This is a genomic window from Nesterenkonia flava, from assembly GCF_031432335.1.
In the GTDB taxonomy this organism is placed as follows: domain Bacteria; phylum Actinomycetota; class Actinomycetes; order Actinomycetales; family Micrococcaceae; genus Nesterenkonia; species Nesterenkonia flava.
The window spans coordinates 1-24,579 of sequence record NZ_JAVKGT010000040.1 but is presented as its reverse complement, the minus strand read 5'-3'; the positions used below and the strand labels follow the sequence as shown (position 1 = coordinate 24,579).

Here is a 24,579-nt window from a genome sequence, read left to right as displayed (position 1 = left end):
TTTTACATGAGGCACGGGGGATCACTTCCCGGGGACTTGACCGTGAGGCATCACGCGACCTGGGCCTCTACGACTGGGACGGCCAACTGGCTGTGACCGAGGAGGAGCTGGAGCAGTGGTACCAGCTCGAGGTCGACATGGTGGAGTCCGGCGCCCTGCCCAACCCCTCCGTCATCGTTGAGCATCACAATGTGACACCTGACCAGACGCTCTTCGGCACCGGCCAGGCCGCCATGAGCTTCGGTTACAGCAACCAGCTGACCCCCTACACTGCCGCGCTGGGCGATGACGAGGTCAGCATGGTGCTGCCGCCCACCGAGACCGACAACCCCGGTGTGGCCGTGCTGCCCTCACAGTTCTGGGCCATCAACGCCGGCTCCTCCGAGCCCCAGGCCGCAGCCATGCTGATGGACTTCATCCTCAACGACGAGCGCGCCGCCGAGATCCTCAAGGACGACCGCGGTCTGCCCTTCAACGCTGAGATGCTTGAGGTCGTGGAGCCGCTGCTGGACCCGGTCAACGCTGAGGCAGCCGCCTACATCCAGAGCGTGCTGGAGCAGGGTGTGGTCGCTCCGCCGCAGCCCGCCGGCGGTGCTGAGATGAACTCCTTGTCCCAGCGCATCGAGTCCGACATCCTCTTCAACCGTCAGTCGGTGGAGGATGGCGTGGCCGAATGGCTGAGCTACATGGAAAGCGCCCTTCAGGCAGGCTGATCACTCATCAGCACATCCTGAACCACCTGTGCGGACGGTCCACTCCCGGACCGTCCGCACGGCTGTTCCCAGACTCCCGCCGCCCTCATCAGCCCCCGACCCTCCTCCACGAAAGGTGCCCACACCACGATGTCCGCGCTTGAGACCGCCCTTGCCCGCCTGAGAGACGCCGCTCCCGCCGCCGAGCAGGCCGGACTCGAGGAGCCCCTGGCGGAGCAGCTGAACCGTTCCGGCGTCGGCTTTGCCGCCGTGGGTGGCACCGTGGAGCAGCGCTGGCTGCAGGCCATTCGTGAGCTGCAGGACTGCATCCGGCCGCTGGCTGGCTCACCGCCGGTGCTCAATGAGGGCGGGGTCTACGCCGGCACCTGGATCGAATCCACTGGCACCATCAACACCGAAATGCTCTCCCGCTTCGCCGCTGAGACGGCAACGGAGACCTTCCGCATTTACTCCACGCACCAGCGCGAAGACGGCATGATCCCCTACAAAGTCACCGCTGACGGGCCGGGATTCAGCCAGATCCAGATCGTCACCCCGCTGGCGCGTTCGGTGTGGAACCACTACCAGCTGCACAGCAGCGATGAGTCGGCGGCTGCAGGCCGAGACTGGCTGCAGCAGATGTATGCCACCATGGCCCGCTACGACGAGTGGCTGATGACCTACCGCAACACCCGCGGGACCGGGTGCGTGGAGGCCTTCTCCACCTTTGACACCGGACACGACCTTTCCCCCCGGTTCTGGTTCGTGCCCGACCGCTGCTACCAGGGTGAAGCCACCCAGTTCGACCCCGAGGCGCCCACCATCCCGTTCCTGGCCCCGGACCTCACTGCCAATGTCGCCTGCCAGCGTTACTACCTGGCCAAGATCGCCGCGGAGCTCGGCGAAGATCCCACGCCGTGGGAGGTCAAGGCCGAGGCTTCGGTCAAGGCCCTCTTTGAGCACTGCTACGACCCCGCTGATGGCACGTTCTACGACCTTGATGCCCAGGGCAAGCAGGTCAAGGTCATCTCCGACGTGCTGCTGCGCGTGCTGGCCTGTGAGATCGGTGACGCTCGCTTCTTCGCCCAGGCGCTGGAACGCTATGTTATGAACAGCGCCCACTTCCTCTCCCACTACGGCTTCACCACCATCTCGCTCTCCGACCCCAGATACGATGGCGACCACACCCGCAACTCCTGGGCCGGACCCGTGCACTTCCTTACCCAGCTGCGGGCCCCCCACGCGTTCGAACATCACGGACGTCCGGCCGAGCTGATGATCGCCAACCGGGAGCTGCTGTCCGCCCTCTCGGCGGCCGAGCACTTCCCGCAGGGCATCGACCCCTGGAGCGGCGACGCCGGTTTCACGAGCTCCTATTCGCCCTCCATCCTGTGGATGCTGGACACAGTGGAGCGCATGTTCGGTGTCCTTCCCCTGCCCACCGGAGAGATCGCTTTCACGGGCCTGGCCCCCACGCGGCTGGATCCCTCTCACGGCGGCACCGGCAAGGCCGGGGTGAGCACTGCGGCTGAGGCCATCGCCTACTCCCGCACCGTCGGCGGGGCTCACTACGAGCTCGCGGCCGACGACGACCAGGTCATCACCTATCGCGACGGCCAGCAGCACCTGAGCTTCCCCCGAGGCTGGCGCGTGATGACCGAGCGCACCGGCAAGCCCGTCGCCGTCGTCGGCGTCGCCGCACGACCGGTCACCGGCACCCTCGCCTCGGCGGAGGGCTCGCTGAAGCTCACGCTGGCCCCCAACGAGCGCGTGGACCTGAGCGGGATGCGCATCGCCCGCCGCACCAGCCCCGGCTTCGTAGCGCCGCGCGCCTCCTGACCCGTACTCCAGTCCAGTGACCGTCACGAAGGAGACCCCCTATGAAGACTTCAGAGATTCAGCTGCGTGACCCCTTTGTGCTGCCGCGCCCTCAGGAGGGCGAGAACGGTACGTACTACCTGTTCGGCTCCACCGACAAGGACATCTGGAAGGGCACCGCCACCGGCTTCGACTGCTATCGCGGTACCGACCTGAAGAACTGGGAGGGCCCCATCGAGGCGTTCCGGCCCGGCCCGGACTTCTGGTCCACCACCAATTACTGGGCCCCGGAGGTCCACGAGTACCAGGGACGCTTCTACCTCTTCGCGACCTTCGGGCATGAGGATCCGGCCGTGCGCCGCGGGACTCAGATCCTCTCAGCGGACACCCCTGAGGGGCCCTTCACCCCGCACAGCGACGGGCCGTTGACCCCTCGCGACTGGGAGTGCCTGGACGGGACTCTGCACGTGGATGCTGACGGCACTCCCTGGATGGTCTTCTGCCACGAATGGGTCCAGATTTCGGATGGGACCGTGTGCGCTGTGCAGCTTTCCCGGGACCTGAAGACAGCAGTGGGGGAGCCCATTGAGCTGTTTGCGGCGTCGTCGGCCCCCTGGGTGGATGCCGTGCACTCGGCCAAGCACGGCACCGGCTACGTCACCGATGGACCGTTCATGCACCATACCCAGCGGGGCGAGCTGCTGATGCTTTGGGCCAGCTTCCGCGGCGGCCGCTACGCCCAGGGTGTGGCCCGCTCCGCTACCGGGGAAATCACCGGCCCATGGGAGCAGCAGCCTGAGCCGCTGTATGAGGCCGACGGCGGACACGGCATGATCTTCCGCGCCCTGGACGGCACGCTCTATCTGACTCTGCACACGCCCAATGACACCCCCAACGAGCGGGCGATCTTCATTGAACTGCAGGAGATCGAGGGCGGGCTGCGCACCGTCTGACGCTGCGCCGGCCCTGGCCGGATCAGGGGACGGGGTTCTCGCCGTCGTACTGCCGGAATCCGGGGCGCAGCCTCATGTAGATGCCTGCGATGAGCAGAATGAGGAGCGCGCCCAGTAGCTGCGGGAACCACAGCGTGGCCGCCGCGGCGACAAAGCCGATGTAGGTGTCGCCCAGTCGAGGCCCTGCCGAGAGGACCAGGGTGTAGACGCCCTGCAAGCGCCCGCGGAACTGATCCGGAGTGGCCGACTGCATCATGGTGGTGCGGAAGATCCCGGCCACGTTGTCGGCGGCCCCGATGAGTGCCGTGAGGCTGCAGAGCAGGATGAGGGCCGGAATATTGGCGCTGTGCTCGCTGACCTCGCGATCGGTGTGCTCCAGCCACAGAGTTGCTGCGCCGAGCAGGGCGACGAACACGGAGAAGACCATGGTGGAGTAGCCGATGGCGGCGCCGTGGCGACGGACCCCTCCGAAGCGGCCCGAGAGCAAGCTGGAGATGATCACTCCTACGGCCCCGGAGGCGGTCAGCAGGCCTACGGTCCACGCACCGCCGCCGATCAGCAGTGCGCCGACCGCCGGGAAGATCGCGTAGGGACGGCCGAAGGCGAAGGCGGCCACGTGCAGGCCGATCGCCGTGCGCAAGTTCACCGCGCCCCGGAGGAAGGCCAGGCCCTCCTTCAGCGCCTTGAGGCCGAGCTTGGATCCGCCCTGGGGTTTGATCGGCGGCAGGGAGATGATGCCCCAGAACCCGACCATGAAGAGCATGACGTCGATCGTGTAGGTCCAGGCGTAGCCCACCGTGGCCACCAGGATGCCTGCCAGCGCGGGCCCCCCGGCCGCCTGCAGGCCCGCAGAGATAGCGGAGAGGGCGGCCACGGCGGGCAGCAGTTCTCGACGGACCAGTCTCGGGTGAATGGCGAAGCGGGCCGCGCCGACCAGGGAACCGGCTGCGGAAGAGAGCGTAGTCAGGGCGTAGTACATCCAGAGAGTCTCGACGTCATTCCACGCCAGGATCGCGATGCCCACCGGGGCGATCAGCGCCACCAGTGAGGCCCAGATAAGCACTTTGCGCCGGTCGAAGGCGTCCACGATGGTGCCCCCGAGGATGCCGACGAGGATCATGGGTCCCAGGGCGAGGGCACCGACCATGGCCACCGCTGCCGTGGAGCCGCTGATGTCATAGACCTGGATGCCAATGGCGACAGCCGTGAGCTGCACACCGATGCCTCCGGCGATCCCGCTGATCCAGAAGCGGAGGTAGGCGGGAGACTCGCGAAGCGGCGAAAGGTCCATGAAAAGTCCACGTCGTTGCACGTGAGGTAGATTACTCTGTGCAACAGGTCACCCGGGAAAGCGCTTTCAGGTTGACAGGGTGTGACTTGCCTCATAGGATCATCGAAACGCGAGAAACCGCTTTCTTGACCCCTCGGGTCGGCGGGGACCGCACCGTTTCTGACCATGACGAGGAGGTCTTGTGAGCAGTCTGGGCGAACTTCGCACGATTGCGAAGCAGGCCAAGGCCCAGCGAGGCCAGCCCAAGGTCAAGAAGAGGTACAAGGACAACAAAGCCGGTTTCCTCTTCCTGCTCCCTTGGCTGATCGGCATCTTCGGCTTCACCGCCGGCCCCATGCTGGCGTCGCTGTATCTGGCTTTCACCAACTACAACCTCTTGCAGCCGCCCACCTGGGTCGGCTTCGACAACTTCATCCGCATGTGGAACGACCCCCGCCTGTGGACATCCCTGGAAGTCACCATCATCTACGTGTTCGTGGGTGTGCCGATCCTGCTGGCGCTGGCGCTGGCAGTCGCGGTGCTCCTGGACAAGGGCATGCGTGGTCTGAGCTTCTACCGCTCCATCTTCTACCTGCCGTCGCTGATGGGCGGCTCGGTGGCCATCGCCATTCTGTGGCGCCAGGTCTTCGGCTATGAGGGCCTGGTCAACGGGTTCCTCTCCTGGTTCGGCATCCAGGGTGAGGGCTGGGTCGCGCACCCGGACTACGCCCTGTGGACGCTGATCGCACTGAACGTCTGGACCTTCGGCTCGCCCATGGTGATCTTCCTGGCCGGCCTGCGACAGATCCCTGACATGTACTACGAGGCCGCAGAGGTCGACGGTGCCAGCCGCGTCCGGCAGTTCTTCACCATCACCCTACCGCTGCTGACGCCGATCATCTTCTTCAACCTCGTGCTGCAGATCATCTTCGCCTTCCAGAACTTCACCCAGGCCTACGTGGTCTCCGGCGGCACCGGCGGTCCTTCGGACTCCACGCTGTTCTTCACGCTGTACCTGTACCAGCAGGCCTTCAACACTCCGATGTCCATGGGCTACGCCTCCGCCATGGCCTGGGTGCTGGTGCTGCTGATCGGCATCTTCACAGCGGTCAACTTCTGGCTCTCGAAGTATTGGGTGTTCTATGACGACTGATCTGCAGACCACAAACAACACCACCAAGCCCTACGAGAAGGCGGTCCCGGACATGGAGACCTCGCGCAACCCGCGCGGAGTCACCGCCCGTCCGATCGGAGCGCGGGTGAAGTCCGTGGTGAAGCACATCGTGCTCATCGGGCTCTCCGCGATCATGATCTACCCGCTGATCTGGCTCGTGGTGTCCTCCATGAAGCCGAACTCGGAGATCTTCACCAACCTGACGATCTTCACCACGGATCTCTCCCTGGACAACTACACCCAGGGCTGGGACTCGCTGATGTATCCGTTCCACGTGTACCTGATCAACTCCTCGATCCTGGTGCTGGGTGCGATCATCGGCAACCTGATCTCCTGCTCGCTGGCGGCCTATGCGTTCGCCCGCCTGGAGTTCCGTGGACGGAACCTCGCCTTCGCCGCCATGCTGGGCACACTGCTGTTGCCCTTCCACGTGGTGCTGGTTCCGCAGTTCATCCTCTTCCGCGAGCTGGGCTGGCTGGATACATTCCTGCCCCTGGTGGTGCCGAAGTTCCTGGCCACTGAGGCATTCTTCATCTTCCTCATGGTCCAGTTCATCCGCTCCCTGCCGAACGAGCTCTACGAGGCGGCCCGCATCGACGGCGCCGGCCACATCCGGCAGTTCGTGCAGGTGACCCTGCCCTTGATGGTGCCGGCCCTGGCCACCACCACCATCTTCACGTTCATCTGGACGTGGGCAGACTTCTTCGGACCGCTGATCTACCTGCGATCCCCGGAGAACTTCGTGGTCCCGCAGGCGCTGAACATGTTCATCGACGGGCAGTCGACCTCCAACTACGGCGCCATGTTCGCCATGAGTGTGGTCTCCCTGCTGCCGATGTTCATCGCCTTCCTCATCGGACAGAAGTTCCTGGTCAAGGGCTTCGCCAAGTCCGGAATCAAGTAGTCCCCAGCGCCGGCGTCGTCGTACCTTTTCCTAGAGGACGACGACGCCGGCGCTGACCTTTTTCACTTTCCTCTCACCTCGAAAGGACGGACGCCCGCCATGGGTGATGCACAAGTTTCCTCCCGCCTGCGCTACGGTCTGCTCGGCGCCGGCTCCCGCGCTCAGATGTACTTAACGGCGATCGCCGGCCCGCATGCCGAGGTGGCCGAGCTGGCCGCCTGGGCTGACACCAATCCCGGCCGCCTGGAGTTCTCGCAGGAGTGGGAGGGGCGCAGCCTGGGCAGTCCAGTGCGCTTCGACCCCTCGGAGCTGACCGCTGCGATCACCGAGCACAAGCTGGACCGGGTGATCATCACCACTCCGGACTTCACCCATGCGGACTACATCGTCGAGGCTCTCGAGGCCGGCGCCGACGTCGTCGTGGAGAAGCCGCTGACCACCACCGAGGAGGGCGTCAAGCGCATCGCCGAGGCGGTGGAGCGCACCGGACGCAACGTGGTGGTGACCTTTAACTACCGCTATTCCCCGCGCAACTGGGCGCTGAAGAAGCTCATCAGCGAAGGGGAGATCGGCGAGGTAACCGCAGTGCACTTCGAGTGGCTGCTGGACACCGCCCACGGCGCCGACTACTTCCGCCGCTGGCATCGCGAGAAGGACAAGTCCGGTGGCTTGCTGATCCACAAGGCCAGCCACCACTTTGATCTGGTCAACTGGTGGCTGGGTGATGTGCCCACCAAGGTCTACGCCTCTGGCGGGCTGCGCTTCTACGGCGCAGAGAATGCTCGCGCTCGCGGCATCACCGAGCGCCCGGAGCGCGGCACCACCGATCACCCTGCCCGGGATGCCTTCAGCCTGGACCTGCGCACCGACCCGGTGTTCAAGGGGCTTTACTACGACCAGGAGCACCACGACGGCTACCTGCGCGATCGTGACGTCTTCGACGAGGGCATCACCATCGAGGACAACATGTCCCTGGTGGTCGACTACCGCCGCGGCTCCTCCATGGCCTACACGCTCTCTGCCCACGGTCCGTGGGAGGGGTACACGGTCTACGTCAACGGCACCAAGGGCCGGGCCGAGCTGACGGTGGTGGAGCGCGGGGCCGTGGCGCTGGATGACGAGGGCTACGTGGTGGTGGACCCCTCCGCGCGTCCCGATGTGGTGGTCGACGACGGCGCCCGCCCCGTCTCCGAGAAGCTGCTGGTGCAGAAGCAGTTTGAGTCTGCCGTGGAGGTGCCGATTCCCGAGGGCGTGGGTGCTCATGGCGGTGCTGACGACGACCTGCTGCGCGAGGTCTTCCGCGGTCCCCAGGAGGACCCGCTGGGCCGCGCCGCCGGCTGGCCCGACGGCGTGCGCGCTGTGGCCGTGGGTCTGGCGGGGAACACCTCGCTGGAGACCGGCAACGCAGTGCGGATCAATGATCTCGACCTCGGCGTGGCTGCGGGGCTCTCCGGCCTGGAGTGACTGCGGAGCGAGGATAGGACTCAGTGAGGGGGCGGCCGGTACGGGCCGCCCCCTCACTGCTTCTGCGCAGGACTGGCTGGCTGGAGACCCGTATGGCCTGTTCAAGCCCCGCCGTCACATCGAGTGGAAGGATTCTCCCGCGATATGGCCGCCCACGGCCCATATACCGGTAAGAATCTTCCACTCGATGAGGGGGAAGGCTGGAGGCCGCTTCTGGGCCAGCGCAGGCAGCACGTTGTCACGGGTTGTAAATCGATTCAATTCCCACTAGTCTCTGGGTGATCGCTATCACGTGATGCGCGTCATTGATGTGGATCACGTGGGCTGACCTCGAGACTGAAGACCAAGGGGACAACGATGTCACAGACCCTCAATCCTGCTCAGCGCCGCAAAGCGTGGTGGACCGCCGGGGTGGCCGGCATGGCCTCCTATATGGACGCCGGCGCCATTGTGACCACCGGTACTGCGCTGGTGCTCTACCGTGAGGAATTCGGTTTCACCGAGTTTCAGTACGGCCAGCTCTCCGCCCTGCTGACCGCAATGATCGCCGTCGGCGCCCTGATCGGCGGACCGCTCTCTGACCGCTTCGGTCGCAAGAGAGTCTTCACCCTCACGCTGATTCTCTATGTCATCGCCGCCGTAATCCTGGTGATGGCGCCGGGTGTGGGATGGCTCTATGTGGGCATCCTGCTTCTGGGCTTCTCCTCTGGTGCAGACCTTCCGCCCTCACTGGCGATGATCGCCGAGTCGGCACCGGAAGGCGAGGAAGGCAAGTTCGTCACACTCTCACATGCCCTGTGGATGATCGTGATTCCGATCGTCAACGTCATCGGTATTTTTGCCGGCAACATGGGTGTCGACGGAGCTCGTCTGATGTACGGTCACCTTCTGCTGGTGGCTCTCGTAGTTCTGGTCCTGCGCTGGCGCCTGCCTGAATCCCAGATGTGGCAGGAGAAGAAGAACGCCGTGGAGACCGGCACCATCGACCGCGCCAGCCTGAAAGTCCTCTTCGGCCGAACCTACATCTGGGCACTCATCGGTGTCTCCCTCTTCTACGGCATCCAGAACATCGCCGCCAATACCAACGGCCAGTTCGCGATCTTCCTCTTTACCGACGTCGGCGGCGCCTCCGTCTCCACGGCGTCCCTGCTGAATGTGGTGGCAGTGCTCATCGGCCTGGTCGGCACATTCCTGGTCATGCGCTTCAGCGACACCCCGCTGCGCATGCCGCTGTTCCTGATCGGTACGGTCCTGGCCATTCTGGCCTGGGCGCTGCCGGGAATGCTGGGAGTCACCACGGCAACCGTCTTCCTCATGGCCGCCCTCTTCTGGTTTGCTCAGCAGCCCTCGGGTGAGCCCATGTTCAAGATCTGGTCTCAGGAGATCTTCCCCACCGAATACCGCGGCGCAGCCCAGGGCATTGCCACCGCCTTCACTCGCGCCGTGGCAGCCGGTGCTGCCCTGCTGACTCCGGTCATCCTCGATGCCAGCATCACCCTGTTCTTCTACTCCATCGCGGGCGTGCTCCTGGTGGCCGGCCTCATCGGGTGGTTCTGGGTCTCGCGGATGCCGCAGGTGCTCCACAAGGAGAAGGCGCACGGCCCGCGCAGTGCTGAGGCGCTTGCGGGAGACCGCCCCGCATCCTAGCGCCGGCTTCGCCCGCTGGAGCCTCTCCGCCAGAAAGTGTGCTGAAACTGAAGGAAACAGGGGGCATCCCTCCGTTTTCCTGAAGTTTCGGCACACTTTCTGCGTTTCGGGTCCTGCAGCGCCCTCAGTGCGCGCTAGTGGACTCCCGCACCATCAGTTCCGGCTGGAAGACCGTGTGCTGCACCGCAGCCGCGGGATCCTCAATGGCCTGACGCAGCAGCTCTGCTGCCTGACGTCCCATCTCTTCCGAGGGCTGCCGCACCGAGGTGATCGGAATGGTCGCGCTGGCGGCGAACTCGATGTCGTCGTAGCCGGCCAGCATGATCTCCCCGGGCACCTCGACGCCGGCCCTGGCCAGTACCTGCAGTGCGCCCAGGGCCACCAGGTCATTGGTTGCGAAGATCGCCTCGGGCCATTCGTCACGGGGGCGCTCCAGGAGCCGCTGCACGGTCTCGCGCCCGGAGGCGGTGTCCATGGCTCCGGTGTCGAGAAACTCCACAGTGGCCCCATCGGTGCGATCGGCCCTCTGCTGAGTGCCGTGCAGACGGTGCCTGACCTGCCGAAGGCTGCCTGGTCCTCCGATCACCGCAATGCGACGTGCCCCCTGGTCGATGAGGTGATCGGCGACGAGCCATCCGCCCTGCTCATCGTTGACGGAGACCGAGGAAAACTCATCCGCCCCGGCCTTCCGGTCGATGATCACCACCGACGTGCCGTGGTCCTTGAGGGTGCGCAGCTTCGGCAGAACATCACCCACCGGGGCTATCAGCACCCCCGCCACGCGCTGCTCGTCGAAGAGGCGCAGGTAGGTTAGCTCCTGCTCCTCCCGCTGGGCGGAGTTGCCCAGCAGCAAAGGTCGTCCGAGCTCGGCGAGGTGCTGTTCGGCTCCGTGAGCCACATCGGTGAAGTAGGGGTTGGCGGCGTCGAGCACGATCATCCCCACGGCAGGGTTGGAGCCTGCCCTCAGCTGCCGCGCGGCATCGTTGCGAACGTAGCCGAGCTCCTCGATCGCCGCCTGTACTTTGGCCAGCGTGCGCGCGGAGACGCGATGTGGATGATTGAGCGCATTAGAGACTGTCGCGGGAGAGACCCCAGCCAGCGCTGCGACGTCGCGAACCTGAGCCATCGCCATAGTGGGCCCCCTCCTTGTTCACCTCTGACCCGCGCACCGGGCACCTCGTTGTGCCGCCGGCCCGCGGGAGCCACACGCCTGAGCGGATTCGGTGATCAGCCCGCCCATGGTTGAAGAGGATAGCAGTGTATTGACACTGCTGTGACACGCGTCATATGATCTGGCTCACTAGTTGGAACGATTCACTCGGTCGATATGCCGGCATCACCGGTCACCGAGAGGGTCACCTCCTCTCTCCTCACCGCCCGATGCACCCGTGGACGGCGGCACTCTCACCGTGGAGGTTCAATGACGAACACCGAATCCACGCCGGTCCTAGAACTCTCCGGCGTGCGAAAGACCTTCGGCAGCGTCACCGCGCTCGCCGACGGCAGCCTCACCGTCCACCCCGGCTCCATCCACGCTCTGGTAGGCGAGAATGGAGCCGGCAAGTCCACCCTGATCAAGATCGTGGCCGGTCTGCACCAGCGCGACGCCGGCACCTTCCGCTTCCGCGGTCAGGACGTGGCCTTCTCCTCCACCGCAGAGGCCAAGAACGCCGGCATCGCGGTCATCTACCAGGAGCCCACGCTCTTCCCCGACCTCTCAGTGACCGAGAACATCTTCATGGGGCGCCAGCCTCGCTCCCGGGCCGGACGCATCGACAAGCAGGCCATGATCGCCGAGGCGGAGCGGATCTTCACCCGCCTCGGGGTTGACCTGGATCCCCGCCGACCGGCCCAGGGCCTGTCCATCGCAGATCAGCAGATCATCGAGATCGCCAAAGCCATCTCCCTTGACGCGCACCTGCTCATCATGGATGAGCCCACCGCCGCGCTCTCCGGCGTGGAAGTCGAACGCCTGTTCGCCGTGGCGCGCAGCCTGCGGGATGAGGGACGCGGGATCGTCTTCATCTCCCATCGCTTCGACGAGATCTTCGACCTGTGCGACACCATCACCGTCATGCGCGACGGCGCCTACGTGGGCACCACCCCCACGCACCAGACCACCAATGACGAACTGGTCACCATGATGGTGGGTCGCGAAGTCACCGAGCTCTACCCCAAGACCCCCGCCGAGATCGGCGAAACCGTGCTGGAGGTTGAGGGTCTCACAGCCGCCGGAGTCTTCTCCGATGTGAGCTTCACGGTCCGCGCAGGGGAGATCGTGGGCCTAGCCGGCTTGGTCGGTGCCGGGCGCAGCGAGATCGCACGCGCTGTCTTCGGCGTGGACCCCTACGACGCCGGCACCGTACGGATGCACGGACGTTCCGTGGGCAAGCACAGCCCCACTGCCGCGATCAACGCAGGGATGGCATTGGTGCCCGAGGACCGCCGCCAGCAGGGGCTGGTCGTGGAGTCCTCGGTGGCTCGCAACATTGGGGCCGCCATCCGATCCCGCCTGGCGCGCCTGGGCCTCATCAGCGCAGCCTCCGAGAACCGAGCTGCAGGACCGTGGGCGTCGCGCCTGCAGGTCAAGACGTCCGCGCTGTCGATGAACGCCGCCACCATGAGTGGTGGCAACCAGCAGAAGGTCGCCATCGCCAAATGGCTGGCAACTGATCCCAAGCTGCTCATCATCGATGAGCCCACCCGCGGCATCGACGTCGGCACCAAGTCTGAGGTCCACCGACTGCTCTCGCAGCTGGCCGGGGAGGGCATGGCGATTCTCATGATCTCCTCCGAACTGCCGGAAGTCCTCGGGATGGCCGACCGCGTTCTGGTCATCAGCGAAGGGCGCATCAGCGCCGAGCTCAGCCGTGAAGAGGCCACGGCGGAGAAGGTCATGCACGCGGCCACCGCCCGCCACGAAGCCATCCGAGAGGAGGCCGTCGCATGAGCGCCAACACTCAGGAGCACGGCACCCAGAGCGCCAGTTCCGCTGCGGCACTGGCACGTCCCAGCCAGATGAGCACCGCCCAACGGCTGATCCGCAACGTCCTAGCCTCCCGCGAGACAGCCATCGTGCTGGTCATCCTCGCGGTGATTGCGGTGGCGACGAGCATGAATCAGTCGTTCCTCTTCAGCGGACAGGGGTGGCGGGATCTGCTGCTGACCCCGTCAATCCTCATCGTGATGGCGGTCGGTTCAGCGATCGTGATCATCACGCGCAACGTTGATCTCTCGGTGGGCTCAACCCTGGCGATCACCGCGTACCTGACCGGCCGCCTCTTCATCGATATCCCAGGAATCCCGGTGGTGGCGGTGGTGCTGATCGGCATCCTCGTCGGTGCCGGCCTCGGGCTCATCAACGGTGCACTGGTGGCCTTCGGCAAAGTCCCCGCCCTGGTGGTCACCCTGGGCACCATGTACATCTACCGCGGTGCGGTGCTCACCTGGGCCGGCAGCGACCGAATCAATGCCTCGGATATGCCGCGCGAATTCCTGCGCCTGGGCACCTACCAGGTCGCCACCATTCCGCTGCTGACCATCGTCGCCGTCGTCGTGCTTCTGGCGGCCGCCTACTGGCTGGCCTCCACCCGCAGCGGTCGCGAGATGTATGCCATCGGTTCCAACCCCGAGGCAGCAACCCTCTACGGGCTGCCCACCACCAAGCGTGTGATCACCGCCTTCGTGGTCGGCGGCGCGCTCGCCGGCCTGGCCGGGGTCATGTACGCCGCCCGGTACGGCACCGTCAGCTCCGGAGCCGGAATGGGCTGGGAGCTGCAGGCCATCGGCGCGGCAGTGATCGGCGGCATCGCCATCTTCGGCGGCTCAGGAACAGTCTGGGGCGCGGCCTTCGGCGCGATCCTGCTGATGACCATCAACCGCACCCTGCCCATCATCGGCATTCCCGACTTCTGGCAGCGGGCTGTGGTCGGCGCCCTCATCATCGGCGCCATTGTGCTGGACCGGTACCTGGCCGCCCGCCAGAGCCGCAAGCTTCAGGAAGCGAGGCAACGATGACCACCACGACGCCGGCACCGGCAGCGGCCGAGTCCGTTCAGCTGGGCGAGCGGCGCCGCCGCTACGCCAACTACCACCGACCCTGGTGGTTCCGCGCCTTCATCACCACGGAGTTCCTCATCATTGCCCTGCTGGCGCTGGTGTGGCTCTGGGCGACGGTCTCGGTGGAGAACTTCTCCGGGCCCCTGACCGTGCGCTACCTGCTGCTGGACATCGCCCCTCTGATGATGATCGCTCTGCCCATGACGCTCGTGATCATCACCGGACAGATCGACCTCTCGGTTGCCAGCATCATGGGGCTCTCCTCCGTGCTGGTGGGCATCTTCCACGTCGAATGGGGCCTCTCCATCCCGGTCGCCGGAGCGCTGGCGATCCTGGTGGGCATCCTCTGCGGCGGCCTCAACGGATTCCTCGTGGCCTATGTGAAGCTGCCTTCACTGGCGGTGACGATCGGCACTATGGCGCTGTTCCGCGGCATCGCGGTGGGCCTGCTCGGGACCACCGCCCTGACCGACTTCGACCCGGAGTGGACCTCGCTGGCAACCTCCTCCCTGGGAGAGTCCCGGGTGCCCGCCGTCGTCGTGCCGGTCGTGGTGCTCATCGCGGTCTTCGCGGTCCTGCTGCACTTCACCCCGTTTGGCCGCGGTCTCTACGACATTGGGCATAACGAGGAGGCCGCGCGTTTCAGCGGCGTCAACGTGGCGCGGTCCCAAATGACCACCTTCATCCTCTCCGGTGCGGTCTCCGCACTGGCGGGAATCTTCTACACGCTGCGCTTCGGAAATTCCCGCGGTGACAACGCCACCGGCCTGGAGCTGGAGGTCATCGCCGCGGTGCTGCTGGGCGGCGTGCTGATCTTCGGCGGTCGCGGTGCGCTGCACGGCGTGATCGCCGGGGTGCTGCTCATCGGCGTGATCTCCTCCGCCCTGCGCCTGGAGGGTGTGACCGTCAACGTCATCAACATCATCATCGGCGTGCTGCTCATCGCCTCGGTGATGGCCCCACAGATTGTCTCGGGCCTCCAACGGTGGAGACCCGGAAAGGAAAAGAGGTAACCATGAAGAGGAACACCGCACTGCGCACCCGGCTCTCGGTGCTGGCAGCGACCAGCATGAGCGCCGCACTGGTCCTCACAGCCTGCGGAGGCGACGGCGGAAACGGCGGCGACGCCGGCTCCGACGGTGAGGATCTGAACATCACCTTCCTGCCCAAGAACCTGGGCAACCCCTACTTCGACACCTCCAACGCCGGCGGTGCCGAGGCCATCGAGGAGTTCGGCGGCAGCTACTCCGAGGTGGGGCCGCAGGAGGCCACTCCTGATGGTCAGGTGCAGTACATCAACACCGCCGCCCAGCAGGGTGAGGACGCCCTGGTGATCTCCGCCAACGACCCCAGCGCCATCTGTGACGCCCTGAATGAGGCGCGCGACGTGGGCGTGGCCGTGGTGACCTTCGACTCGGACACCAGCCCCGACTGCCGCGACCTGTTCATCAACCAGGCCAGCGCCGAGGGCATCGCCAGCGCCCAGGTGGAGCTGGTGGCCGAGCAGATCGGCGGCGAGGGCCAGATCGCTATCCTCTCCGCGGCCGCTAACGCCACCAACCAGAACCACTGGATTGAGCTGATGGAGGCCGAGCTGGAGGCCAACTACCCGGACATCGAACTGGTGGACGTGGTCTACGGCGACGATGACGATCAGCGCTCCTTCGATCAGACTGCAGCCCTGCTGCAGACTCACTCGGACCTGGACGCGATCGTCTCCCCGACCACCGTGGGCATCGCCGCGGCCGCCCGCTACATCTCTGACTCCAACTACGCCGGGGAAGTGGCCGTCACCGGACTGGGCACCCCCAACCAGATGCGGGAGTACATCGAGGACGGCACTGTGGAGGCCTTCGCCCTGTGGAACCCGGAGGATCTGGGGTACCTGGCAGCCTGGGCTGCTCACGCTCTGGCCACCGGTGAGATCGAGGGCAACGAGGGAGACACCTTCGAGGCCGGACGTCTGGGTGAGTACACCGTGGGTGAGGACGGTGAAGTCCTGCTGGGCGATCCGTTCGTCTTCACCGCGGAGAACATCGACGACTTCGACTTCTAGTCGAGGCGGGGACCCGACGACGCCGGCACCGTGCTTCCAAGAGGCGGTGCCGCCGTCGTCCCCCTGTTGAGAAGGGCGGCAGCGGAGCATAATCTGAGAAAGCGGTTTCTCGTTGACATGCTGTGATGCTCGCCATACGATGGATAGCAAGAATTAAAACGATTCAATTACACGATGGGATGCACCCCGCACCTGAGCAGCCGGTCATAACACCGAATGCGCCGTGGTTGTGACTGCACCGAAACGGGTGTTGCTGTTGTCGTCGGCATAACCGGACATGACGACGAAAACCGCAGCACTCGTTGGGAAGAGCGCAGCCGTGGCGGGTGTCCCTGCCCGCAGGACCAGTACAGAAAGGAACGCCGTGCGACGAGTCTGCTTCCAGCTCCAGGTCAAACCTGAGCGCCTGGCGGAGTACACCGAGCACCACCGGGCTGTCTGGCCCGAGATGCTGCGGGCGCTGAAGCGCTCCGGGTGGCACAACTACTCGCTGTTCTTGCGCGAGGACGGCCTCCTCATCGGCTATGTCGAGGTGGAGTCCCTCGAAGCGGCCCAGGCCGCCATGGAGGCCGAAGAGGTCAACGCCCGCTGGCAGGCCCAGATGAGCGAGTTCTTTGTGGACCTCGACGGCGCCCGGCCCGACACCGGCTTCCTTGAACTGACCGAAGTCTTCCACCTGGAGGACCAGCTAGATGCACTCGAGAACTGAGGAAAGATGACCACCTTCGAGCAGATCGCCCCCCAGCTGGAGCACCAGGCCATCGAGGTTCCCTCCTGGGCCTACGGCAACTCCGGAACCCGCTTCAAAGTCTTCGGCTCCCCGGGCACCCCCCGCAGCGTGGAGGAGAAGATCGCCGACGCCGCCACCGTGAACCGCTTCACCGGGCTCGCCCCGAAGGTGGCGCTGCACATCCCCTGGGACAAAGTGGAGGACTACAGTTCGCTCACGGACTACGCTCGCGAGCAGGGCGTGGAGATCGGCACCATCAACTCCAACACGTTCCAGGATGACGACTACAAGCTCGGCGGCCTGACCCACCATGACCCGGCCATCCGTCAGAAGGCTGTGGATCATCACTTTGAGTGCATCGACATCATGCACGCCACCGGCTCTCAGGATCTGAAGATCTGGCTGGCTGATGGCTCCAACTATCCCGGCCAGGCCGACATCCGCGCCCGCCAGGACTGGTTGAACGAGTCCCTGCAGAAGATCTACGATCGCCTGGGTGATGACCAGCGCCTGGTGCTGGAGTACAAGATCTTCGAACCGGCGTTCTACCACATGGACGTTCCGGACTGGGGTACCGCCCTGGTGCAGGTCCAGTCCCTGGGCGAGAAGGCTATGGTCTGCCTGGACACCGGCCACCACGCGCCCAGCACCAATATCGAGTTCATCGTGGCCCAGCTGCTGCGCGTTGGAAAGCTCGGCTCCTTCGACTTCAACTCCCGCTTCTACGCCGACGACGACCTGATCGTCGGCTCGGCAGATCCCTTCCAGCTCTTCCGCATCCTCTTCGAGGTCATTCGCGGGGGCGGCTACGAGCCTGACTCCGGTGTGGCCTTCATGCTCGACCAGTGCCACAACATCGAGAAGAAGATTCCGGGCCAGATCCGCAGCGTGCTCAACGTGCAGGAAATGACCGCCCGTGCCCTGCTGGTGGACCGCGATGCGCTGAGCCAGGCCCAGCAGGCCGGGGACGTGCTCGGGGCCCACGAGGTGTTCATGGATGCCTTCTACACCGATGTGCGTGCTGATCTGGCGGCATGGCGCGAGTCCCGCGGCCTGCCCGGCAACCCCATGCGGGCCTATGCAGAATCCGGATACCAGGAAAAGATCGAAGCCGAGCGTGTCGGCGGAACCCAGATGTCTTGGTGATCAACGGGACCACATGGGATGAGGGGGTGCCGGTCGACGTAGGATGTCGTCAATGAGCCCCACTGTTCCAGCCGATGGTGCCGAGGGCAGGCGCACATCCCGCAGATCTGTCACCATTCGTGACGTCGCTGCGCACGCGGGGGTCTCCGCGGGGACAGTCAGCAACGTTCTTAACCGTCCCTATTACGTCAAGGAAGAAACGCGCGAGCGTGTTCTGCGGGCCATCGACGAGCTCGATTTCCACCCTACGCAGAATGCTCGGCAGTTTCGCCCTGGACGGGAACGGACGCTTGGCATTGCTGTCGCCAACCTGGACAATCCCTTCTTTGTCGATGTGGCGCTCGGAGCCGAGGAGCTGGCGCGTCAGCACGATATCGGTGTGGTCATCACCAATAGTGCTTACGACCCGGAAGTGGAGAACCAGAACCTGGATCTGCTCGTCCAGCATCGGGTCCAGGGGCTCATCATCTCCCCGGTCGACGAGTCGTCCTCACGGCTGCAGATGCTCCATGATCGCGGTGTGCCCATGGTCTTCGTCGACCGGGTCGGCCGCAACGCTACTCAGGGGTGGAGCGTCATCGTCGATGATGAGCGCGGCGGAGCGATGGCGGCTCAGCACCTGATGAACACGGGACACCGTTCGATCGCCTTGGTAGGCCATCCTCACACGTCCCCTAAGGTGCGTGCCCGTCTGGAAGGGATGCAGAGTGCCGTGGCAAAGCACGGCGGTGTGCGTCTGGAAGTGTTGGAGACTGACTCGTGGACGGTGGACACGGGGCGATATGCCGGTACCCGACTTGCCGAGATGTCTCCGCAAGAACGCCCCACGGGCATTCTGTGCGCAAATGACCTCTTAGCCCTGGGAGTGCTGCAGTCTTTGAGTCGTCATGGACTGAGAGTGCCCGAGGACGTCGCGGTCATTGGTTATGACGATCTCGCATGGGCGGAGGTCTCTGCCCCAGCCCTCACCACTATCCGGCAGCCACGAAAGCTGATGGGGGCCACGGCCGTGCGTATGCTCCTGGAGCTGTTCAAAGATGTGAGTTCACGGCCCCGGCACAACCACGTGGTCCTTCAACCTGAGCTCGTCGTGAGGGATTCTGCTTAACAACGGAGGCCTGGGCGACCTGCCTGAGGAATCAGACAGGCCGCCCAGGCCTTGTTGCGCTGACCAAGAGGTCCTAGAACGCCGGCTCCTCATCCGCGACGTTTTCCTCGGTAACGACTGTCAGCGGGATCGGAATCCGGCTGTCGACCTCCTCACCGGTAGCAGCTGCGACGATGGTTTCTAGGGCCAGGCGTCCGTCCTCTTCGGGAGACTGCACGATTGTCGCCGTATAGTAACCAGCTTCGATGCTCTCGAAGGCGTCCTGCTGTCCGTTGATACCGACGATGGCGGGCATGTCTTCCACGTCGCGACCGGATTCGGTCCACGCGTCAATGAACCCGCGAGCCATGGTGTCATCATTGGCGTATACACCGTCGATGTCGTCGCCGTAACGGGAGATGAGGTCGCGGCTCAGCTCAAGTGCGCGTTGCTGGTCGAAATCGGCATTGACGGTTTGGAGGACTTCGATGCTCGATCCCATCTCCTCCAGGGCATCGTTGAAGCCTCCGGTGCGTCCGAGAGTCGTACCGTTGCCCGCCTGCCCGGCAATGATGACGATCTGTCCCTCTCCACCGAGCTCGTCGTTCAGCACGTCAGCCGCCAAGCGTCCCTGTTCGTAGGTGTCGGGACCGGTGAACGAGGTGTACAGACCTTCGGCGTCGTCATCCATCGGACTGTTGATCAGCACGAGAGGAATTCCGGCGTCTTGGGCTTCCACAAGTCCGGGGATGTAGGCCTGCGGGTCCACGGGCCAGAGGACGATGCCGTCCGGATTCCGGCCGATGCAGGTGCGCAGCTGGTCCGTACCGGTTTGGGCATCGAACTCCTGACTGAGCAGGGTGACGTTGACTCCTTGCTCCTCAGCCGCCTCTTGGAAGGCGGCGTTGGCGGGGGATGCATAGGCGTGCGACTCCGCGGCGGCTACGTAGCAGATGTCGAGACCTTCAGCCGACTCTGCGCCGTCAGCATTGGCGTTTTCGTTGCCATTGCCTCCGCAGCTGGTGAGCAGCATCGCTCCAGCGGCAGTGAGGGCTCCAAGGCGTAGTGGTGATTTCACGGGACTATCCCTTCTTTTCTTACTGGGTGGGTACTCGTTCGCTGTTCCGAGAGGGAAGCAGCGACGTGAGTGACAGGGCCGACCGCGGACTGTTGGAGGCGATGCGGTCCAAGAGGATGAGCAGCAGCAGAATGCTGCCGGTGACGATGTTCTGGTAATACGTCGGGACTGACTCGTACTCCAGAGTGGTGGTGATTGCTGCCAGCACGAGCACACCCCCCAAGGTGCCCAATGCCGATCCCCGGCCGCCTTCAAGTCGTGTGCCGCCGATGACGACTGCAGCAATGGCGGTCAGCGCAACCGTTTCGCCGAAGACCGGGGATCCAGTGTTGGTTGCCAGTGATTGCATGACACCGGCCGCGCCGGCAGTGAGACCGCTGAAGACGAAGGCTCCGAAGACGTAGCGGCTAGAACGGATTCCCGACGCCGTGGCACTGTCCTCATTGCTGCCGACGGCGTAGAGGTGACGGCCCGCCACGGTGTACGTCAGCCATACGAAGAGCAGGACGATGGCGATGAGGAACACGTACGTCCGGGGGGAGAAAGTCCCTCCCAGTGACCGGGTCACGGTGAGGCCGAAGAGTGGGTCTTCTCCGCTGACCGGATTCGAGTCCGTGAGGAAGTGGCAGAGGGCGCGCAGGAAGATCATCGAGGCCAGCGTCGCGACCAACGAGTTGACCTGGAGAACAACCACCAAGAAACCGTTGAGGACTCCGGCGAGCACTCCCACTAGGAGACCGACCAGGGCCGCGCCCGTCGGTCCTAACTGGGCCTGCAGACCTATGGTGGCGATGCCGGAGAGGGCCAGGGTTGAGCCAACGGACAGGTCCAGCTTGCCCATCAGGAGTACCACCGTCAGTCCTACCGCAACGAGCCCGAGGGTGGCGGTGCGGTCGAGGCTGAGACTTAACGTTCGGAACTCCGTGAGCCCTGGTACGAAGGAGACGGCCAGAATGAGGGTGGCTGCAAGGATGACGATGACGCGATAATGGATCAGAGTGAGAACAGCGGGGCTCTCGAAAACTCTCTTCAGCGAGTTCATGCTGCACCTCCGCGGCGTCGCAGGTAGACATCCAAGGCCACAGCTCCTGCGATGAGGGCACCCATCACGAGACCTTGGGACTGAGTGGGGATCCCGTTGAGCACCATGATGTTGCTCAGCAGAGTGACGAGGAGGAGCCCGCCGATGGCACGAGGGATATTGCCGAAGCCCCCGAGCAGGCTCACGCCACCGACGACCACGGCGGTAATCGCATCGAACTCATAGCCAGTGCCGATGCCCGGTCGAGCTGTCTGAAGGGTCAAGCCGAGCAGGACCCCACTGAAGCCGGCCAAAGTGGCGGTCATCCAGAATGCGACGGCTTTGGTGAAATCAAGCGGTACCGCGCTGGCTTTGGTGGCCTGCGGATTGGATCCAGCCGCGTAGACCCAGCGTCCAAAAGTCGTTCGGCCCAGCAGAAGATGCCCCCCGAACGCCACGGCCAGGAAGATCAGCACGATGGTGGGGATTCCGAAGAAGATGCGACCGGTGAGCAGCGACTGCAGCTGAGGGTCGTTCCCATAGACGATCACGCCACCTACTGAGGCCTGTGCGATTCCCAGCACGATGGTGCCCGTGGCCAGAGTCGTGATGACTGGATTGAGTTTGGAATAGCCAATCAGGACACCGTTGACCAACCCCGCGGCAGAGGCGGCAAGGATTCCAACCAGCGCTGCCGGGATGCTGCCCAGGCTCGGCTGCAGGCCCAGCGCAAGCAGGGCGCCGATGGCGACCATGGCAGGCACAGAGAGGTCGGCGAGACCTCTGACAATAAAGACGAAGGTCATGCCGACGACGATGATTCCCACCAGCGACATATTGATCAGCACGTTGGTGAGGTTGCGTGTCGTGAGGAACTGCTCACTCAGGAGACTGCCGACGAGGACCAGTAGGGCGATGCCCGCAGGCAGAGCAATCCATCCCAATATGCGCTGGGTCGCCCTCTCCTCTGTGACCCGCGGGGGCAGAGTCGTTGCTGAGGTCATGCTGCCATCACCTCCCCCGTCGCAGCGCTCATGACTGATTCTTCTGTGGCGTCAGAGCGCTCCAGCTCAGCGGTCATCCGCCCTTCGTGAAGCACATAGACGCGATCGCTGACCGCGAGGATCTCTGGAAGTTCTGAGGAGATCATGATGATCGCGACCCCTCTCTCGGCCAGTTCGCCGATGATGGTGTGAATATCTGCTTTGGCACCGACATCAACTCCACGGGTGGGTTCATCGAGAATCAGAACCTTAGGTTCGGTGGCCAGCCACTTGGCGAGGACGACCTTCTGCTGGTTTCCGCCGCTGAACGTCGCCACCTTGCGATCGATTGCCGGAGGCGACACGTAGAGCTCCTCGGCCTTCTGCTGTGCCAACACGCGTTCCTGTCCGCGACGAATCCATCCCAGCTTCGAGACGCGTCGCAGAACCGAAAGGGAAATGTTGTCCTTCACCGAGAGGGAGAGCGCGACGCCGTCGCGCTTGCGATCCTCGGGGACGTAGGCGATTCCGGCGCGTACGGCGCTCTTAGGACGGCGGATGGTGAGCTCTTGCCCATTCAGCCGAATGCTGCCGGCGTCGTGCCGGTCGAGACCAAAGATGGCACGCGCGACCTCAGTCCTGCCAGCGCCGACCAGGCCGGCCAGCCCCACGATCTCTCCGGCTTTCGCGGTCAGGGAGATGTCTTCGAAGACGCCCACACGGCTCAGCCCGGACACCTCGAGGACAGGGTTCCCGATGGTGACTTCACGCTTAGGGAACACGTCATCGAGGTCGCGTCCCACCATTAGCCGGATCATCTCCTGAGGCGTCAGGCCCTGTGCCGGGCGGCAGTCGATCATGCGGCCGTCGCGGAGCACCGTGACCCGGTCAGAGATATCGAGCACTTCCCTGAGTCGATGACTGATGTAGATGATGGCAATGTCGTTAGCGCGCATCCGCTCGAGCACACGAAACAGCGCTTGAGCCTCATGCTCACTCAGGGAGGATGTCGGCTCATCGAAGACGACAATGCGGGGCTGGCTCGCATATACCTTGGCGATCTCAACCAGCTGCTGCTGGCTGACTGACAGCCGTCCGACCAAGTCCTGGGGGTCAATGCGAGCGCCCAGCTCCTGCAGGACCCGCGCAGCGGTACGGTTCAAGGCGCGTCGATTGACCACACCGGCTGAGCTGGGGAGTTGTCCGAGACTGATGTTCTCGGCCACGGTGAGATCCGGGACCAGATTGATCTCCTGATAGACCATTCCGACGCCCTGTTTCCGAGCCGCCAGAGGCGAATCGAAACGTACCGCCTGTCCGTCGATGGTCACGGTCCCCTCGTCAGGCGGATGTACGCCGGCGAGGATCTTCATCAAGGTGGATTTGCCTGCGCCGTTCTCTCCGACGATCGCGTGAACTTCGCCAGCCTGAACGTCCAGGTCGACCGCAGTCAATGCCTTCACGCCAGGGAATGACTTGGTGATGCCCCGCATGACGAGAGTTGAGTCCGTCGGGGTTTCTGTCATGGTGTCTCCTTCTTCAGAGAGGGACCGAAATCGAACGTGAGCCGGTAGCTCACACTTTCCCCGACCTGAAGCTGAGGCAGCTCCGACGATTCCTCGGCCCGGACTCGACCTTGGATCTGGTCCGTATTAGCTGGTTCCAGCCCCATGACGTAGTGTCCGAGGCCTGCCATCTTCCACTGGTGGAGTGCCGGCAGCGTCTTGGTGTCGAAGGTCAGGGTGAAGCGAATGTCGAGGGCAGGGTTGTCTATGACCGCGCTGCCTGCGGCCGTCTGGCTGACGTCATGGAGGAAGACCTGCTCGCGATAGTCCGCCTGGGGAGGTTCGATCTCATGCCAGCGGGCGACACCCGCTGCCGCGTCGTCGTCCCGCGGCGTCACTTTGGCGGAGTTCACATCGAGAACGGCGTGTTCGTCCAGCAGCGGCCACCCGAGATTCACGTGGTATAGGACCATGTGGCCAGCGGCCGTGAGACCTTCGTTGGTGACGGTGTCCTCAAGAGTGAAGCTAGTGCCGCCAATCGCGGAGCGAAGCGTTCGGTGAAGTACGAGGTTCTCCCCGAAGACTGTCGTTTGGCGAACTTCCCCGCGAATGACGAGTTCTCCATCGTGAATCCGGGCTTCGACTAGCGTCGCGGGTGTGATGCCGACTCGCCCGTGCATCGGGTACTCGGCAGAGTCCTTCGTTGACGGCGGCCCGAACGTGTCGAGGCCGCACGTCGCGAGGAGACCACCGCCGAAGCTGCGGAGCCACTCGCGGCCGCGGGCCTCACCCAGCGCCGGCGAGGAGATGCCAGTGGGGGAGATCCAGGAAAGGGGGACCCCTCGGAACGTCGCGTGGCCGAGGTCCAGGGCGCGATCAGGATGAACCTCAAGCTCAAGACCACCGCCAGTGACTAGACGCAGCCGCCGGGCGCCCCGGTGGCACGTAGCGGGAGTTGGAAGCGGTGGTCTGCGTAGTTGTAAGCGACATTC

The 24,579-nt window shown here is 64.4% G+C and carries 21 protein-coding genes; 14 read left to right on the top strand and 7 right to left on the bottom strand.

The features are described 5' to 3' along the window. From RH857_RS12195 to RH857_RS12185, 3 genes are all read left to right on the top strand, one after another. Positions 1 to 713 (top strand): extracellular solute-binding protein (locus RH857_RS12195; RefSeq protein ID WP_310538247.1); only part of this gene is annotated, 713 nt, incomplete at its 5' end. 129 nt (positions 714 to 842) lie between these two features. Next, positions 843 to 2,531 (top strand): MGH1-like glycoside hydrolase domain-containing protein, encoded by a 1,689-nt coding sequence (locus tag RH857_RS12190; RefSeq protein WP_310538246.1) that lies wholly within the window; start codon positions 843 to 845, stop codon positions 2,529 to 2,531. A 41-nt stretch (positions 2,532 to 2,572) separates the two neighbouring features. Continuing rightward, positions 2,573 to 3,463, top strand: coding sequence for a glycoside hydrolase family 43 protein (locus RH857_RS12185; RefSeq protein WP_310538245.1), 891 nt, complete (start codon positions 2,573 to 2,575; stop codon positions 3,461 to 3,463). 22 nt (positions 3,464 to 3,485) lie between these two features. On the opposite strand, the gene RH857_RS12180 is transcribed toward RH857_RS12185, so the two are convergent. Next, positions 3,486 to 4,754, bottom strand: coding sequence for an MFS transporter (locus RH857_RS12180; RefSeq protein ID WP_310538244.1), 1,269 nt, complete (start codon positions 4,752 to 4,754; stop codon positions 3,486 to 3,488). A 181-nt stretch (positions 4,755 to 4,935) separates the two neighbouring features. Here RH857_RS12180 and RH857_RS12175 point away from each other — a divergent pair, with 181 nt between their 5' ends. The 4 genes from RH857_RS12175 to RH857_RS12160 all read left to right on the top strand — a co-directional run bounded on the left by RH857_RS12175 (position 4,936) and on the right by RH857_RS12160 (position 9,922). Next, on the top strand, positions 4,936 to 5,886 hold the full coding sequence (locus tag RH857_RS12175; protein WP_310538243.1) for a carbohydrate ABC transporter permease: 951 nt from the start codon (positions 4,936 to 4,938) through the stop codon (positions 5,884 to 5,886). Further along, the gene (locus RH857_RS12170) at positions 5,876 to 6,811 is read left to right on the top strand and encodes a carbohydrate ABC transporter permease (RefSeq protein WP_374761168.1); all 936 of its coding nucleotides are present in this window, start codon (positions 5,876 to 5,878) and stop codon (positions 6,809 to 6,811) included. Before RH857_RS12175 ends, RH857_RS12170 begins: the two co-directional genes overlap by 11 nt. A gap of 99 nt (positions 6,812 to 6,910) precedes the next feature. Continuing rightward, positions 6,911 to 8,275, top strand: coding sequence for a Gfo/Idh/MocA family protein (locus RH857_RS12165; protein ID WP_310538242.1), 1,365 nt, complete (start codon positions 6,911 to 6,913; stop codon positions 8,273 to 8,275). Positions 8,276 to 8,632: 357 nt separating this feature from the next. Further along, positions 8,633 to 9,922, top strand: coding sequence for an MFS transporter (locus RH857_RS12160; RefSeq protein WP_310538241.1), 1,290 nt, complete (start codon positions 8,633 to 8,635; stop codon positions 9,920 to 9,922). 124 nt (positions 9,923 to 10,046) lie between these two features. Here the strand turns inward: RH857_RS12160 and RH857_RS12155 are convergent, their stop codons facing one another. Then, the gene (locus tag RH857_RS12155) at positions 10,047 to 11,054 is read right to left on the bottom strand and encodes a LacI family DNA-binding transcriptional regulator (RefSeq protein WP_310538240.1); all 1,008 of its coding nucleotides are present in this window, start codon (positions 11,052 to 11,054) and stop codon (positions 10,047 to 10,049) included. Between the two features lie 288 nt (positions 11,055 to 11,342). Between RH857_RS12155 and RH857_RS12150 the strand changes: the two genes are divergently transcribed. The 7 genes from RH857_RS12150 (at position 11,343) to RH857_RS12120 (ending at position 19,021) form a co-directional block, all read left to right on the top strand. Continuing rightward, positions 11,343 to 12,872 (top strand): sugar ABC transporter ATP-binding protein, encoded by a 1,530-nt coding sequence (locus tag RH857_RS12150; RefSeq protein ID WP_310538239.1) that lies wholly within the window; start codon positions 11,343 to 11,345, stop codon positions 12,870 to 12,872. A gap of 68 nt (positions 12,873 to 12,940) precedes the next feature. Further along, positions 12,941 to 13,939: an ABC transporter permease gene (locus RH857_RS12145; RefSeq protein WP_310538248.1), complete on the top strand. Its 999-nt coding sequence runs from the start codon at positions 12,941 to 12,943 to the stop codon at positions 13,937 to 13,939. After that, positions 13,936 to 14,994, top strand: a complete 1,059-nt coding sequence (locus RH857_RS12140) for an ABC transporter permease (protein ID WP_310538238.1) — start codon at positions 13,936 to 13,938, stop codon at positions 14,992 to 14,994. Before RH857_RS12145 ends, RH857_RS12140 begins: the two co-directional genes overlap by 4 nt. A 2-nt stretch (positions 14,995 to 14,996) precedes the next feature. Beyond that, a complete protein-coding gene (gene rhaS / locus RH857_RS12135; RefSeq protein WP_310538237.1) occupies positions 14,997 to 16,037 on the top strand; it encodes a rhamnose ABC transporter substrate-binding protein in 1,041 nt (346 codons plus the stop codon). A 364-nt stretch (positions 16,038 to 16,401) separates the two neighbouring features. Then, on the top strand, positions 16,402 to 16,746 hold the full coding sequence (locus tag RH857_RS12130; RefSeq protein ID WP_310538236.1) for an L-rhamnose mutarotase: 345 nt from the start codon (positions 16,402 to 16,404) through the stop codon (positions 16,744 to 16,746). Positions 16,747 to 16,752: 6 nt separating this feature from the next. After that, positions 16,753 to 17,913 carry an L-rhamnose isomerase gene (rhaI, locus tag RH857_RS12125; RefSeq protein ID WP_310538235.1) on the top strand — a complete coding sequence of 387 codons (1,161 nt, stop codon included), beginning with the start codon at positions 16,753 to 16,755 and terminating at the stop codon, positions 17,911 to 17,913. 52 nt (positions 17,914 to 17,965) lie between these two features. Then, positions 17,966 to 19,021 carry a LacI family DNA-binding transcriptional regulator gene (locus RH857_RS12120; protein WP_044495702.1) on the top strand — a complete coding sequence of 352 codons (1,056 nt, stop codon included), beginning with the start codon at positions 17,966 to 17,968 and terminating at the stop codon, positions 19,019 to 19,021. Between the two features lie 73 nt (positions 19,022 to 19,094). Here RH857_RS12120 and RH857_RS12115 read toward each other — a convergent pair whose 3' ends face one another. The 5 genes from RH857_RS12115 to RH857_RS12095 form a co-directional block, all read right to left on the bottom strand. Further along, a complete protein-coding gene (locus RH857_RS12115) occupies positions 19,095 to 20,033 on the bottom strand; it encodes a sugar ABC transporter substrate-binding protein (protein ID WP_310538234.1) in 939 nt (312 codons plus the stop codon). 64 nt (positions 20,034 to 20,097) lie between these two features. Next, on the bottom strand, positions 20,098 to 21,120 hold the full coding sequence (locus tag RH857_RS12110; RefSeq protein ID WP_310538233.1) for an ABC transporter permease: 1,023 nt from the start codon (positions 21,118 to 21,120) through the stop codon (positions 20,098 to 20,100). Beyond that, entirely contained in the window at positions 21,117 to 22,103 is a 987-nt protein-coding gene (locus RH857_RS12105; RefSeq protein ID WP_310538232.1) for an ABC transporter permease, read from the bottom strand. The genes RH857_RS12110 and RH857_RS12105 overlap by 4 nt, the downstream gene beginning before the upstream one ends. Further along, positions 22,100 to 23,608, bottom strand: coding sequence for a sugar ABC transporter ATP-binding protein (locus RH857_RS12100; RefSeq protein ID WP_310538231.1), 1,509 nt, complete (start codon positions 23,606 to 23,608; stop codon positions 22,100 to 22,102). The genes RH857_RS12105 and RH857_RS12100 overlap by 4 nt, the downstream gene beginning before the upstream one ends. Further along, positions 23,605 to 24,579: aldose 1-epimerase family protein (locus RH857_RS12095; protein WP_310538230.1), on the bottom strand; the 975-nt coding region annotated here is incomplete at its 5' end. The genes RH857_RS12095 and RH857_RS12100, both read right to left, overlap by 4 nt.